15 protein-coding genes are annotated in these 14,469 nt (G+C 48.1%); 14 read left to right on the top strand and 1 reads right to left on the bottom strand.

The window, feature by feature from the left end; translation table 11 throughout:
- The first annotated feature begins 2 nt into the window (after positions 1-2).
- From ACKRDP_RS08465 to ACKRDP_RS08530, 14 genes are read left to right on the top strand one after another with little or no spacing between them, the layout of a single operon-like run.
- Entirely contained in the window at positions 3-1,502 is a 1,500-nt protein-coding gene (locus ACKRDP_RS08465; protein ID WP_409154325.1) for a complex I subunit 4 family protein, read from the top strand.
- 1 nt (position 1,503) lies between these two features.
- Positions 1,504-2,955 carry an NADH-quinone oxidoreductase subunit N gene (locus ACKRDP_RS08470; protein ID WP_409154326.1) on the top strand — a complete coding sequence of 484 codons (1,452 nt, stop codon included), beginning with the start codon at positions 1,504-1,506 and terminating at the stop codon, positions 2,953-2,955.
- A gap of 4 nt (positions 2,956-2,959) precedes the next feature.
- A complete protein-coding gene (locus tag ACKRDP_RS08475) occupies positions 2,960-3,331 on the top strand; it encodes an NADH-quinone oxidoreductase subunit A (protein ID WP_409154327.1) in 372 nt (123 codons plus the stop codon).
- Between the two features lie 11 nt (positions 3,332-3,342).
- Positions 3,343-5,058, top strand: a complete 1,716-nt coding sequence (locus ACKRDP_RS08480; protein ID WP_409154328.1) for an NADH-quinone oxidoreductase subunit D — start codon at positions 3,343-3,345, stop codon at positions 5,056-5,058.
- The gene (locus ACKRDP_RS08485) at positions 5,055-5,567 is read left to right on the top strand and encodes a Uma2 family endonuclease (RefSeq protein WP_409154329.1); all 513 of its coding nucleotides are present in this window, start codon (positions 5,055-5,057) and stop codon (positions 5,565-5,567) included. Before ACKRDP_RS08480 ends, ACKRDP_RS08485 begins: the two co-directional genes overlap by 4 nt.
- A 2-nt stretch (positions 5,568-5,569) precedes the next feature.
- Complete coding sequence (locus tag ACKRDP_RS08490; protein WP_409154330.1) at positions 5,570-6,082, top strand: Uma2 family endonuclease; 513 nt, start codon at positions 5,570-5,572, stop codon at positions 6,080-6,082.
- A gap of 2 nt (positions 6,083-6,084) precedes the next feature.
- On the top strand, positions 6,085-7,134 hold the full coding sequence (nuoH, locus tag ACKRDP_RS08495) for an NADH-quinone oxidoreductase subunit NuoH (protein ID WP_409154331.1): 1,050 nt from the start codon (positions 6,085-6,087) through the stop codon (positions 7,132-7,134).
- 3 nt (positions 7,135-7,137) lie between these two features.
- Positions 7,138-7,761: a NuoI/complex I 23 kDa subunit family protein gene (locus ACKRDP_RS08500; protein WP_409154332.1), complete on the top strand. Its 624-nt coding sequence runs from the start codon at positions 7,138-7,140 to the stop codon at positions 7,759-7,761.
- Positions 7,758-8,291: an NADH-quinone oxidoreductase subunit J family protein gene (locus tag ACKRDP_RS08505; protein ID WP_409154333.1), complete on the top strand. Its 534-nt coding sequence runs from the start codon at positions 7,758-7,760 to the stop codon at positions 8,289-8,291. The genes ACKRDP_RS08500 and ACKRDP_RS08505 overlap by 4 nt, the downstream gene beginning before the upstream one ends.
- Positions 8,272-8,580, top strand: coding sequence for an NADH-quinone oxidoreductase subunit NuoK (nuoK, locus tag ACKRDP_RS08510; protein ID WP_409154334.1), 309 nt, complete (start codon positions 8,272-8,274; stop codon positions 8,578-8,580). Before ACKRDP_RS08505 ends, nuoK begins: the two co-directional genes overlap by 20 nt.
- A 1-nt stretch (position 8,581) precedes the next feature.
- Positions 8,582-10,408: an NADH-quinone oxidoreductase subunit L gene (gene nuoL, locus ACKRDP_RS08515; RefSeq protein WP_409154335.1), complete on the top strand. Its 1,827-nt coding sequence runs from the start codon at positions 8,582-8,584 to the stop codon at positions 10,406-10,408.
- 3 nt (positions 10,409-10,411) lie between these two features.
- Positions 10,412-11,887, top strand: a complete 1,476-nt coding sequence (locus tag ACKRDP_RS08520; protein WP_409154336.1) for a complex I subunit 4 family protein — start codon at positions 10,412-10,414, stop codon at positions 11,885-11,887.
- A gap of 3 nt (positions 11,888-11,890) precedes the next feature.
- On the top strand, positions 11,891-13,273 hold the full coding sequence (locus ACKRDP_RS08525; protein ID WP_409154337.1) for an NADH-quinone oxidoreductase subunit N: 1,383 nt from the start codon (positions 11,891-11,893) through the stop codon (positions 13,271-13,273).
- Positions 13,273-13,911 (top strand): MBL fold metallo-hydrolase, encoded by a 639-nt coding sequence (locus ACKRDP_RS08530; protein ID WP_409154338.1) that lies wholly within the window; start codon positions 13,273-13,275, stop codon positions 13,909-13,911. Before ACKRDP_RS08525 ends, ACKRDP_RS08530 begins: the two co-directional genes overlap by 1 nt.
- Positions 13,912-14,003: 92 nt before the next feature.
- On the opposite strand, the gene ACKRDP_RS08535 is transcribed toward ACKRDP_RS08530, so the two are convergent.
- Positions 14,004-14,252, bottom strand: a complete 249-nt coding sequence (locus ACKRDP_RS08535) for a hypothetical protein (protein ID WP_409154339.1) — start codon at positions 14,250-14,252, stop codon at positions 14,004-14,006.
- Positions 14,253-14,469: the final 217 nt, after the last annotated feature.

Consider the following 14,469-nt stretch of genomic DNA (forward strand, 5'->3'; position numbering starts at 1 on the left):
GGATGGAAGGCTTTCCCTTAGTTTCTGTAAGCATGATACTGCCCCTTGTGGGCAGCCTTGTGGTGCTCTTTGCCAGGGAGGAGCTTTCTAAGTGGATTGCCAGCATATTCGGTGGGCTTGTTTTTGCCCTCTCTCTACTGTCTCTTCTCTTCTTTGACTTTTCAAAGGCTGAAAGGGTCCAGTTTGAGGAGAAATATCCTCTCATTCCAGAGCTAAGCTTGAACCTTCACCTTGGCTTTGATGGACTTTCATACATCATGTATATCCTCACCACTCTTGTTTCTCTTGTGGCAATCCTCTGGTCCACAAGAGACCACCAGATAAGCCACAGGCTCAAGGAGTATTACATATGGTTTCTGCTCACAGAAACCTTTCTTGTAGGTGTCTTTGCAAGTCTTGACCTTATGGTCTTTTACGTTTTCTACGAGCTAACCCTCGTGCCCATGTTCTTTGTGATAGGCATATGGGGCTACAAGCTTAGGCTCTATTCTGCCTATAAATTCTTCATATACATCTTCGTGTCTTCCCTTTTCCTACTTCTTGGTATAGTGAGCCTTGCAGTCCAGCACTTCAGACAATACGGCAAGTTCTCTTTTAGCTACTTTGACCTTCTCAACAACAGCTACAGCCTTGAGTTTGAAGTGTTTATGTTTCTTCTCTTCTTCATAGCCTTTGCAGTAAAGACGCCCATCGTGCCCTTCCATACCTGGCTTCCAGATGCTCATGGAGAGGCTCCCACTGCTGGCTCTGTGGTGCTTGCTGCCATACTTCTCAAGATGGGCACATATGCACTTCTCAGGTTCAACATAGGACTTTTCCCAGAAGCCTCAGTTTTCCTAATGCCTATTATGGTCCTCTGGGGCATATTCACCATAGTCTTTGCCTCATGGTTTACCATAAGTCAGAGCAATGTAAAGAGGTTTGTCGCCTACTCCTCAGTCAGTCATATGGGCTTTGTGGTCACTGGTATGTTTCTCCTCAACGCGGAGGGCATGAGGGCAAGCATAACGGAGATGTTTGCTCATGGGCTTACTTCATCAGCCCTCTTCATGATGGCGGGCTTTATTTACAACAGGCTTCACAGCTTTAACATGCAGGCACTCAGGGGAAGCATAAAGTTCATGCCCGTCTTTGCCCTACTGGTTGCCATAACGGGCTTTTCCTCCATGGGTCTTCCAGGGGGTTCTTCCTTCTGGGGCAAGTTCCTGACCATAGTGGGTGCGAGGGAATACACGCTTCTTCTTGCCTTTCTTGTAATAGTGGGTGCCTTCTTCAGTGCCGTGTATGTGCTGTATCTTCTCAAGACCCTATACCTTGATACAAAAGAAGAGAGCAGGCTTGTCCACTTTACTGACCTGAGAGGCTTCAAGCTTACCGCCTTTCTGCTTGTGGTTATTCCCATGTTTCTGGTTGGCTTTCTTCCCTTCCTATTCTTTGCCTTCTACGACCCTTACATAGACAGCTTGCTGGGTCATATCCTTTCAAAAGCGCTGGGAGGTTGAGATGGAGCAAATCATAAGGATAGAGTATCCGGACCTGTGGCTGATACTTCCAGAGCTGGTGGTTCTCTTTACGGGTTTTATCCTCTTTAGCCTTGACCTCCTCTACAGAAGGATAAACCATTTGCTTGCCATCAGCATCAGCCTTATTGGATACCTTCTGGCTCTGCTGCTTCTTCTCCTTAACTGGGGTATGGAGGGAGAAACCTTTTACGGCCTATATAAAAGGGACAGCTTTTCAAGCCTCATGCAGGCTTTCATGATACTGCTAACCATGGCTCTTCTGGGCTTTAACTACTTATACTACAGGCACAGAAGGTCCCTCTACGGCGAGTTCTACTACATACTCAGCTTTTCACTGATTGGGGGCATGTTTCTTGTCTCCTCTTACAACCTCGTGGTTCTCTATGTTGCACTTGAGGGAGTTTCCATATCCTTCTACATTCTCACCTCTCTGCTCCGGTCTGATTTTAATGCCAAGGAGGGGGCATTCAAGTATCTGATGCTTGGGGGGCTTTCCATAGCCCTTGCTTCCTACGGGGCAGGTTTTATGTATCTCTACTCTGGTTCCCTTGACCTGCGATACATACTTACCCATGTGGGAGAAAACCATTACTTTCTGGTCCTTGGACTTGTGCTCTTTCTTATAGGCTTTGCCATAAAGATTGGTGCGGTGCCCTTTCACTTCTGGCTCCCCGACGCCTATCAGGGCGCACCCACTCCCATAACCGCCTACATGGCATCCGTTGGAAAGCTTGCCTTCTTTGCTCCAGTGGTCAGGCTCATGCCCCTTGTTCAGGAGCACTTTGCCTACGCCTGGATAACCACTGTGGGGATAATCTCGGCGCTTACCATGCTTTATGGAAACCTTACCGCCCTTGTGCAGAAGGATGTAAAAAGGCTTCTTGCCTACTCATCCATAGCCCACTCAGGATACATAATGGCTGGTATAGCGGTGGCGGAGGTAATAGGGCTCAAGGCCGTCATATACTTCCTCATAGCATACTCTCTCATGGGCTTTGGTAGCTTTATGGTTCTTGCCCTTTTGGAAAGGCTTCCTGGATGGGAGAACAGGCTTGAACAGTTCTCTGGTATGAGGTCCTCCACGCCGTGGCTGGCCTTTTCCTTCATGGTGATGCTTCTGGCACTTCTTGGGGTTCCCCCAACCGTGGGCTTTGTAGGAAAGGCTCTTGTGTTTATGTCTCTTTCCTTTGAAAGGCTCTGGTGGCTCGCTCTTGTTATGATTGTGGCCACGGGTCTGTCAACTGGCTATTATCTGAGAATAACTGCCCTTATGTTCATGAAGGATTCAAGAATCTCATCTGGCATGTCTGTTTCACAGACAGAGAAATCTCTCATACTTCTCATAACCATAAGCATTGTCTTGCTGGGTGCGGTGCCTATAATATTATGGAGCTTTGTTAGCAGTTCTGCAGAAAACCTTTTCATGAGGTGAAGCTATGGAATACATGGCGCTTCTCATATTCTTTGGAATAATGCTCAGCATAGCCCTTGTGTTTGTCTTTGTAAATTACATACTCGGTCCAAAAACCTCTGAAGCCATGCAGGACTACCCCTACGAATGTGGAGTTCCACTCTACGACAAATCTGCTCAATCCACCTTCCATCAGGGTTACTATCTTCTTGGTCTTTTGCTCCTGCTCTTTGACATTGAGGCGGCCTTTCTTTTTCCCTGGACGGTAGTATACAGGTATCTGGGCGTCTTTGGCTTTGTAGAGATGTTCCTTTTTATACTTATCCTTACCTACGGGCTCCTTTATGCGTGGAGGAAGGATGCCCTTGACTGGCAGTTTGAAGAGGAAAGTCTCTAAAGGAGTGTGAAATGCCCTGGGCAAAAGGAGAAGAATTTATTCAGCTGAAAGAGAGGTTTGAAGGGCTCGAGATTGAGGAAAAGCCAACGCTGACCGCCCTTCATACTCCAAAGGCAAGGCTTATAGAACTTTTAAAGGTCCTCAAAGAAGAGAAGGGCTTTAAGCTATTTCTTGATCACTCCGTGGTGGACTTCCCCGACAAAAAGCCCCGCTTTCAGGCCTTCTACATCCTTTACAACGTGGACGAGAGAAAGAGGGTGGTTGTAAAAACATGGACTGATGGAGAGCTCCCTACCATAGAAAAGCTCTGGTTCGCAGGTAAGTGGGCGGAGAGAGAATGCTACGATATGTTCGGAATTCGGTATGAGGGGCACGAAAATCTGGTGCGAGCTTTTATGTGGGAAACTTACCAGCACTTTCCTCTCAGAAAAGACTTTCCCCTTGAGGGTTACGCCACCGAATACCTGCCATCTCTTAACGAAGTGCTCTGGGGCGACAACCTTCAGGGGCTCATGAACTATGACAAAATGCACACGCCGGTGCCAACCCTTGAGGACCTGGAAATAACGGAAAAAAGGAAGCTTCAGAAGAAGGCTCAGATAGTGCTTAACTGGGGACCACTGCACCCCGGCACTCACGGCACCATGTGGTTTCTCTTTGACCTTGAGGGAGAAAGGGTCTACCAGTGTGATGTGATACTGGGTCAGCTCCACAGGGGGGTGGAAAAGCTGGCGGAGAACGAGATGTATAACCAGTTTCTGGTATACACGGACAGGATGGACTACTTGTCAGCCCTCTGCAGTAATCAGGCATGGGTAGTGGCGGTGGAGAGGCTTCTTGGAATAGAAGACTTGGTGCCAGAAAAGGCAAAGTATATAAGGACTATGATGTCAGAGCTGCAGAGGATAAACTCCCATCTTCTCTGGCTTGGCACCTACGCCCTTGACCTGGGAGCCCTAACCATCTTTCTATATGCCTTCAAGGAAAGAGAAAAACTCATGGACATTATAGAGGGCATAACGGGTGCAAGGCTCACCATATCCTACACAAGGGTTGGGGGTGTCCGGATGGACCTTCCAGAGGGTGCTCTTGAGGTTATAAGGGCCTTTGTAAAGAGGTTTCCAAAAGAGTTAAAAGAGTGGGAAACCATCCTGAGCAGAAACAGGATATGGCTGAGGAGAAATGTGGGTGTTGGTGTAATAAGCAGGGAGGATGTTTACTTTTACGGACTGACGGGCCCAGTTGCCAGAGGTTCTGGAGTGCCCTACGACCTGAGAAAGTTTGAGCCCTACGACGCCTACCCATGGGTGGAGTTTGATGTACCTGTGGGAGATAGCGGCGATGTATATGACAGGTATCTTGTCAGGCTTGAGGAGATGAGACAGAGCCTTAGAATCATAGAGCAGTGCCTTGACTATCTTGAAAAGAACAGAAGCGCCCCCTTCTTTGCTGAATCCCCAGACCCCAAAAAGCTCAAACTACCCCTTGACGGCATAGGGCTAAAGGTGCCAGAGGGCGAGATATACTCTTCTGGAGAGAACCCCAGGGGTGAGCTGGGCTTTTACATCTACTCCACAGGGGGCGTAAAGCCCTACAGGGTAAAGATAAGACCGGGCTCCATGTATAACCTCTGCGTATATCCAAAGCTCATGAAGGACAGAGTTATAGCGGACGCGGTTACCATTCTGGCAAGCATAGACCCAGTTGTAGGAGAGATAGACAGATGAGGCTCAAACATATTCCTCACTACACCTATGAGGACTACGCAAAGTGGCAGGGAGACTGGGAGCTCGTTGAGGGCATCCCTTATGCCATGGCTTCACCCTCAAGGCTTCACCAGAGGGTGGTCTTTCGCCTTCAGAGGCTTCTTGCTGAAGAGCTTGAGAAAAATTCCTGTGGCTGTGAGGTGGTTTCAGACGTGGACTGGATAGTTTCAGAGGATACGGTCATAAGGCCCGACATAGCAGTCCTTTGCGAAGAGGGGGATGAATACATCACAGAGATACCGCTTCTTATCGTAGAAGTGGTATCAAAGACCTCAAGAATACATGACGAAAAGGTGAAGTTTAACCTTTACGAGGAGCTCGGCGTGCCTTACTATCTTCTTGTCTATCCCGAACAAAAAAACTGGAAAGCCTACAGAAACACAGGCGAAGGCTTCGTCTTGGTGGAAAGTCCGCTTTTTGTTATAGGAAACTGCGAGCTTGAGCTGGACTTTAATACAGTATGGAGGTGAGAATGAGGCTCAGGCATCTGCCCCACTACACTTATGAGGACTACGCAAAGTGGCAGGGAGACTGGGAGCTCGTTGAGGGCATCCCTTATGCCATGGCTTCGCCCAAGTTTCCACATCAGAAGGTTTTTGTAAACCTTTTGAGGTATATTGCCGACCTTCTTGAGGAAAATAGCTGTGACTGTTTTGTAGTTGGAGAGCTCGACTGGGTTGTGTCTGAGGATACTGTTTTCAGACCTGACCTTGTGGTGTTGTGCGAAGAGCCCCAGGATTACATAAGAAGGACACCAGAGGTGGTCATTGAAATAGTGTCAGAAAACTCCAAGTTTATGGACGAGCTTGTAAAGTTTGAAAAGTATGAGGAGCTTGGCGTGCCCTACTACCTCATGGTTTATCCAGAAAGCAAAGAAGGGAAAGCTTACAGAAACACACCAGAGGGCTTCAAGCCCATGGAAAAACTGGAGTTTAAGCTAAAGGGCTGCACCATAGAGCTTGATTTAAACAGAATCTGGAGGTAGACATGGAAGGCGTGCTGGCATGGCTCATCATAACTCTCATAAAGATACTGGTCATACTGGGCATAGTTCTTGGCGTTGGTGCTTATCTGACGCTGGTGGAAAGGAAGGTGGCTGCTCACATACAGAGAAGACCTGGACCCATGGTGGTGGGCTGGCATGGGCTTTTGCAGCCTCTGGCGGACGGGCTCAAACTACTCACAAAGGAAGACCTCTTTCCCAGATACGGAAACCGCTTTTTATACAACCTTGCCCTTGTGATGGCCCTTGTGCCTGCTACCCTCGTCTTTGCTGTGGTGCCCTTCGGTCCTGAGTTTGAGGTATTTGGAGTAAAGGTGAAGCCCATTCTGACGGATGTGAACATAGGGCTTCTTCTGGTCTTTGCCCTTGGCTCCATGGCAGTTTTTGCCATAGCCCTTGCGGGATGGGCTTCCAACTCCAAGTATGCCCTCATAGGCTCCATGAGAAAGGCGGGTATTGTGGTATCCTACGAGGTGGTCATAACCTTTGCGGTGATGGGTCCCATAATCCTTGCAGGCACTCTCTCCACCTACGACATAGTGCAGAAGCAGATTGAGCAGAAGCTCTGGTATATGTGGCTTCAGCCCCTTGCCTTTGTGGTTTACATGTTTGCTATGCTGGCAGAGACTGGTAGGGTTCCCTTTGACATTCAGGAGGCGGAGGCAGAGCTGGTGACGGGCTTTACGGTGGAATACGGGGGGATGAAGTTTGGTCTTTTTCCACTGGTGGAATGGTATATTGAGGTGCTCTCCCTTTCTGCCATTGCGGTGGTGCTCTTCATGGGTGGCTGGTCTCCCATAAACATACCCTTCCTGGGCTTTGTTGACCCCCTTTTCTTCCTTGGGCCTCTATCTCCTTTCGTATGGTTCATCCTCAAGGTGAGCCTTCTGTTTCTGTTCGTCCTCTGGCTTCATTGGACCCTACCCAGATACAGGATTGACCAGATAACCACCACCGCATGGAAGGTGATGCTTCCCCTTACCTTTGTTAACCTTGTGCTGACAGCGGTGATAGCACCACTTATATGGAGGTAAACCATGGTTAAGAGAGTTTTTGAAAGACCACTTAGCTGGCTTGAGAGAATCCTCTTTCTGGACTTTATAAGAGGGCTTTCCATTACCATAAGGCAAGCCTTTAGAAGGACTATCACCACCCACTACCCCTACGAAAAGCTCACACCTCCGAAACGATTCAGAGGTTTTTTTGGACACAAGGTGGTGGATGGAAAGGAGCCTCAGCCTGCCTTTGATGAGTGGGTAGAAAGGTTTAAGATAAAGGTGGAGCCTGGAAGGAGCAGGTGCGTTGTCTGTATGCTCTGCAAAAGAGCCTGCCCCGTACCCCAGCTCTTCGAGATAGAGGGTGAAAAACTGCCTGACGGCAGAAGAAGGGTTGCTGTCTTTGATATGAACATGATGCTCTGCACCTTCTGTGGTTTCTGCGTGGATGCCTGCCCAGTGGACTGCCTCTTCCAGAGCGATATACACGAAACCGCCAGCTATACAAGGAAAGATTCCGTCCTTGACCTCCATGTGCTGGAAAGGATAGGCAGAGACTGGCAGAGGAGAAGAGAGGAGGAGCCTGACAGAATATGGATAGATGACCACCAGAGACAGAGGCTCTGGTATGAGAATGACCTTAAACTTCCGGAGGTGGAAGGGTGATACAGTGGCTGGTTTTTCTCCTGTTTTCTGCGCTTGCGGTGGTTTCTGCACTGGGTGTGGTGCTTCTGCCCAACCCCATATATGTGATACTGTCCTTGCTTTCCGTCCTCGTGGCAGTGGCAGGCATATTCTTTGTGGCAGGCGCTGAGCTTGTGGGTGCCCTTCAGCTTCTCATATACGCCGTTGCGGTGACTGTATTCTATGTCTTTGTGCTTACCGCAGTTCCATGGGAGAAGGCTCTGAAAAAGGACTCCCATTACAGGGTTGAAGGCTTAATCTCCTTTCCTATAGTTCTTCTGCTCTATGCAGAGATGCTTCTGGTCTTTCTCGTAGGGGTGAGCGTTTCACCAAAGGGCCAGTTCAGAGAGTTTATAAAGCAGCTGGGTAATGTGGAAGTGATTGGCGGTATACTATTCAGCAAATACTTTTTAGCCTTTGAGCTGGTTTCTCTGGTGCTTCTCATTGGTATGATAGGAGCGGTGATAATAGGAAGGAAGGAGGCGCAGACCTATGAAGACCATACCCCTTGAGGCATACCTTACCCTGAGTATAATCCTCTTCGGGCTGGGTGTTTTTGGCATGATAGTCAGGAGAAACATGGTGACGGTCCTGATGAGTATGGAGCTGGCACTGAATGCAGTGAATATTCTCTTTGTGGGTGCGGATGCGCATCTGAGCCTTGTGGATGGTCAGATCTTTGCCCTCTTTATAGTTGCCCTTGCTGCCGCAGAGGCGGCGGTTGGTCTTGGTATAATAATAGCCATATTCAGGCTGAGGAAGGTGGATTCTACCGACGAAATAACGGACATGAGAGGATAAGATGGAAATACTTATATTGCTTTCACCCCTGATAGCCTTTGTGGTCATTGCCCTCCTTGGCTCAAGAATGGGTGATATGGCTTCTGCTGTGCTCTGTATCCTGGGAGGTGCCTTCTCCTTTGTCTTCTCCCTCTGGGCTACTTTCAAAGCCCTAAATGAGCCCTTCTCTGTTAAGCTCTACAACTTTCTGCCTATGGGTGATTATACTCTCTCCTTTGGTCTTCTCTTTGACCCCCTTTCTTCTATTACCGCCTCTGTGGTCACCTTCGTGGCTACTCTTATCTTCATCTACTCCGTAGGCTATATGCACAACCTTTTTGGTCAGTGGACTTTTAAGTTCTACGCTTATCTGTCTATGTTTCTGTTTGCCATGCTCCTTATCGTGCTCTCTGATAATTTGCTGGGTATCTTCTTTGGCTGGGAGGGTGTGGGTCTTGCTTCTTATCTTCTTATTGGCTACTTCCATACTCAGAAAAAGGCTTCTAATGCCTCTTTTGAGGCTTTTACTCTAAACAGGATTGGTGACTGGCTCTTTCTCTTTGGTATTATCGCTTCTTTCTACCTTTTTGGTTCTCTTTCTCTTTCTGATATCTTCTCAAGGGTTTCTCAGGTGGATTCTGCTCTTCTGGGTCTTGCCTGTCTCCTGCTCTTTGGTGGTGCTGTGGGCAAATCTGGTCAGCTTCCTCTTCATACTTGGCTTCCCAACGCTATGGCTGGTCCTACTCCTGTGTCTGCTCTTTTGCATGCTGCTACTATGGTGGCTGCTGGTGTTTATATGGTGGCAAGGCTCTTTCCTATGTTTGAGGCTGCTCCTGAGAGTCTGAAGGTGGTCGCTCTTGTGGGAGGTCTTACTGCTCTCTTTGCTGCTCTTGCTGCTACTTCTCACACAGACATAAAGAAGATTATTGCCTTCTCTACTATGAGCCAGCTTGGTCTTATGTTCCTTGCTCTTGGTCTTGGTGACAGAATGTCTGCTATGTTTCATCTGACTACTCATGCCTTCTTTAAGGCTCTTCTTTTCCTTGCTGCTGGTTCTGTTATTCATGCTTTTCATCATCATGTGCATGATATTTATGAGACTGGTGGACTTAAAAAATACATGCCTGTTACTTATGCTTCTTTTCTTGTGGGTGCTCTTGCACTGGCTGGTATTTTTCCTCTTTCTGGTTTCTGGAGTAAAGACCTTATAGTGGCAACTGCCTACGAGGTGAGTTTTTTCTGGGGTGTTCTTGTTTCTGTGGTAAGTTTTCTGACGGCCTATTACATATTCAGGGAGGGGTTTGTGATGTTTCATGGCAGGGAGTATTTCAGGCATGAGCATGAGGGAGAGCCTCATGAGAGTCCCTCTGTGATGGTTGTTCCTATGCTTGTGCTTTCAGTTATGGCAGTTGTGGCTGGGTTTTTTGAGGGCTGGTATGGTGGTGTGCTTGGTGTGAAGAAGGAGCTTCATTTTGATATTGCTCTTTTGTCTGTGCTTGTGGGTGTGGCTGGTATACTTGTGGCTTATCTTGTCTACATTAGGGGTCTTGTTGACCCTCAGAGGGCTTATGAGGCCCTAAAACCTCTGCATACTGCCTTCAAAGAACAGTTCTTCACTGAAAGGCTTTACCACAGAGTGCTTGCTGGCGGCTATCTTTTCTACTCTAAAATTCTTTACATGACTGCAGAGAGACAGCTCATAGACGGTCTTGTAAATGCCACCTACCCAGCGGTAAGAAGTGCAGGCGGCTTCATGAAAGCCCTGCAGGCTGGCAAGCTGAACCTTTACACTCTCTTTATAGCCGCTGGTTTTCTCCTTCTTCTTTTCATAACAATTTTCTGGAGGTAAAAGATGGAAAACCTTCTGAGCATAGCCATATTCCTGCCTCTGTTGGGTGCAGTGCTAACTGCTATAGTCAGAAAGGAGAAGTTTTCCAAAATCCTTTCTCTGGGTATATCTTCAGTGGTGTTTCTGATAGTCCTTTACCTTTTTCTCAACTTTAACTGGTCCGCTCAGGGTTTTCAGTATGTAAAAAGATTTGACTGGATTCCTTCTCTTGGAATCTCTTACCATGTGGGTGTGGACGGGATGGCAATCTCCCTACTTCTCATGACCTCTCTGGTCTTTGTGGTTGCTTTTCTTTGGTCTCTCAGGGTGGAAGACAGACCAAACCTCTACTTTGCCCTCTTTCTTGCACTTGAGACTGCATGCCTTGGAGTCTTTTCCGCCCTTGACTTTTTCCTCTTTTACCTCTTCTGGGAGGGTATGCTCATACCCATGTATTTCATCATAGGTATGTGGGGACACGACAGAAAGGTTTACGCAGCCAACAAGTTCTTCGTATATACCTTCTTCGGCAGTGTTTTTCTGCTACTGGGGCTTGCCAGTATAGTGGTTTACGGCTACATAATGACGGGCAAGCTGTCCTTTGACTACACCTTCCATCTGGGTTTTTCTTACCCCATGATACTCCAGACTGCAGCCTTCCTGCTCTTTGGTCTGGGCTTTGCGGTCAAGATTCCCATGTGGCCAGTCCACACATGGCTTCCTGATGCCCACGTAGAGGCACCCACCGCAGGCTCGGTGATACTGGCTGCAGTGCTCCTGAAGATGGGCACTTTTGGCTTTGTGCGTTATTCTCTTCCCCTTTTCCCCGATGCAAGCAAATACTTTATTCCTCTTATCTTTTTCCTGAGCCTTGTGGCCATAATCTACACGGCCATGATGGCTATTGCCCAGACTCACATAAAAAGGCTAATAGCATACTCCTCTATAAGCCATATGGGAGTGGTGACCCTTGGCACCTTTGCCATGGACCTGAACGCCCTCAATGGAGCCATATACATGATGATTGCTCACGGGCTATCTTCTGCGGCGCTGTTTATGTCCGCAGGTTTCATATACGACAGGGTTCACTCCTACCATATGGACGACCTTGGAGGGCTTGCAAGATATGTGCCAAAGCTGGCAGTTCTGTTCATGATTTCAGGGCTTGCAGGTATAGGCTTTCCGGGACTTGCAGGTTTTGTGGCGGAGTTCCTCGTTTTCCTCGGCACCTACAAAAACTTCCCCCTCTGGGCTTTCATAGCAGGTGTTGGCGTGGTGCTGTCTGCGGCATACTTCCTCTATATGTATAAGAGGGTCATGTTTGAAGAGGAGACCATTTCAGAATACAGGCTTGAAAAATGGAAACATCTGAAAGACCTTGAGACCCACCACATGCTTTCCTTCATACTCATCATAGCCTCTGCCTTTATAATGGGTCTTTACCCATATCCCTTTGTGAAAATCATTGAGCAGACTTCCCGATATGTGCTTGGAGGTTGAGAAGTGAACTGGAACGCTATAATTCCCGAGCTGGTGCTTTCTCTGGGTATCCTCCTTCTTTTTGTCCTTGACCTTTTTCTTCAGAAAAAGCACTACAGGCTTCTTGGAACAATCTCAGCATTTGTGCCCGTGGTATCCCTCATAAGCCTGCTTTTTGTCTCCTATCCTGCAAAGGCTCTCTTTGGTCTTTTTGAGGTAAGCTCTCTCAACCTTCTTGGAAAGGCGGTCCTTTACATACTTACGAGCCTTGTGCTTTTTTCCATGCAAGACTACTATGAGAAGAAAGACTCCGTCTATACGGAACTCTCATACCTTCCTCTTCTTTCAACCCTCGGACTTTCCATACTCATATCTTCGGCGAACCTTGTGGCTCTCTTTCTTTCTCTGGAGCTTGCAAGTGTTGGCATGTATCTGATGGTTTCCCTTCTGAAGGGAGAATATCTCTCAAAGGAGGCAGGCTACAAGTATCTGATAATGGGTTCTGTTGGCACTTCTATGCTTGCCCTGGGCTCAGCCTTTTACTACGCCAGCACGGGAAGCCTCTTCTTCAGGGAATACAGAGATGAAAACAGCCTTTTTGTGCTTTCCATGCTTCTTCTGCTCTCCGCCCTTGCCCTCAAAGCTTCAGCAGTTCCCTATCACTTCTGGACTCCTGACGCCTACGAGGGTGCACCCACCCCCATAACGGGCTATCTGTCTTCAGTCCCAAAGGTGGCTCTCTATTTCCTCCTTGTCCAGCTTCTCGGATACTTTTACCACCTCAAGCAGTGGCTCCTTCTGGTGGCAGTGCTTTCTGTGCTTTCCATGTTCTATGCCAACCTTGTGGCATACGCCCAGAGGTCGGTTAAGAGGCTTCTCGCCTACTCTACCATTGCGCACGCCGGCTACTTCCTGCTGGGCATAAGCACGGTAGACCCACAGCTTCAGAAGGCTCTTCTCTTCTATGTTTCCCTATATGCCTTCGCTAGCCTTGGCAGTTTTACCCTGATGGCTGTGCTTGAAAAGAGGTCTGGCTTCTCCCACCATATGCTCGACTATAGAGGGCTTTTCAGAGAGCATCCCTTTCTTGCATCCCTTTTTGCCCTCTTTCTCTTTGCCTTTATCGGCATACCACCCATGGCTCTCTTTGTGGGCAAGCTGGGGCTTTTTATTGGACTTGTAAATACCATGCTTTTCCCCCTGGCCTTTGCCCTTGTGCTTGCAAGCATCATATCTGCAGGGTATTATCTCAGAGTAATAGTCTCCATGTTCCTGGAAAAGGATGAGAAAAGGTTTCCTCCAGCGAGGGTCTCCGGTGGTGAAGCCTTTACGCTACTGCTTTGCTCCATTCTGGTAGTTCTTCTTGGCATATTCCCCCATCTTCTCTACGACCTGATAGGGTTCTGATGCTTTTGAAAGTTTTGCCCGTGGGACTTCTCTCTGTAAACTGCTCCCTTATTGTGGACGAGGAGACAGGGCAGGCAGTGGTGGTAGACCCGGGGGCTGACGCCCAGAAGATAATCAGAGAGCTTGAGCCATATGAGCCTGTGGCAATCATAGCCACCCACGGACATATAGACCACGTGGGTCAGGTGAAAACCCTGAAAGAGAAGTTTAAGGCCCCCTTCTACATGCACTCTGCGGACCTCTTTCTGATAAACGACCCCATATGGCCTGGCTTTGAAAGGCAGATAGGTGCAAACCTGCCCTGCCCAGAGCCAGATGTATACCTCAAGGACGGAATGAGTATTAGTCTGGGAAAAACAAGCCTGAGAGCAATCCACACCCCCGGACACACCCCAGGACTGTGCTGTCTTTACGAAGAAAGTAGCAAGACTCTCGTTGCGGGAGACCTCCTCTTCAGGGGTGGAGTAGGCAGGTGGGACCTCCCCGGCGGAAGCCTTGAAGACCTCAAAAAATCTCTGCATCGCATATTTTCAGAGCTTGAGGACGATGTGCTGGTAGTATGCGGACACTACGAGGAGACCACCATAGGACACGAAAGAAAGTTCAACCCATACTTGCGAGAGCTGTTGAAAGTGTGATATGATACATGAGGGATAATCTGGAGCCATAAGGCTCCATGACATTTTGACAGCTGAATAGGGCATGCTGTTCCTCTACATTGGAAGGGTCTTTACTGCCCTGAAGACCTGAGAAAACCATGCTCGTCAGCCTCCAGAATTACACTCTTGTGCCTTAACTCCTTAAGCTGATTGATTTTCAGGGCTATCAGCTCGCCCATGGGTATGCCTTTTCTGATGCTCTCTATGCGAAGCTCTTCCCACAGGTCGTAGGGCAAGAGAAGGGTAGTCTTTTTGTATTTTCCCTTTTTCTGAGCCCTGCCTTTCATAGTCTTTATTATGCCATACAACCGTATGACCATACGACCATACATATGGCTTTACGGTTTTACGGCCGTATGGCGTATGCTTCTGAGCGTTGAAAGGCAAGGCTTTGAACTTGACAATAACACACTCAAGCCTGCATGACCTCCGACTTCTGGCAAATAACCCCCTTTTGAAAGGGTGGGGGGTTGACAAAAGGCTTGATGTTTCTTATTATTTTTTACATACCGATTTAGGGTTGCTAATCTACCGTGT

The organism is Pampinifervens navoyensis (assembly GCF_046159715.1).
Lineage (GTDB): Bacteria > Aquificota > Aquificia > Aquificales > Aquificaceae > Pampinifervens.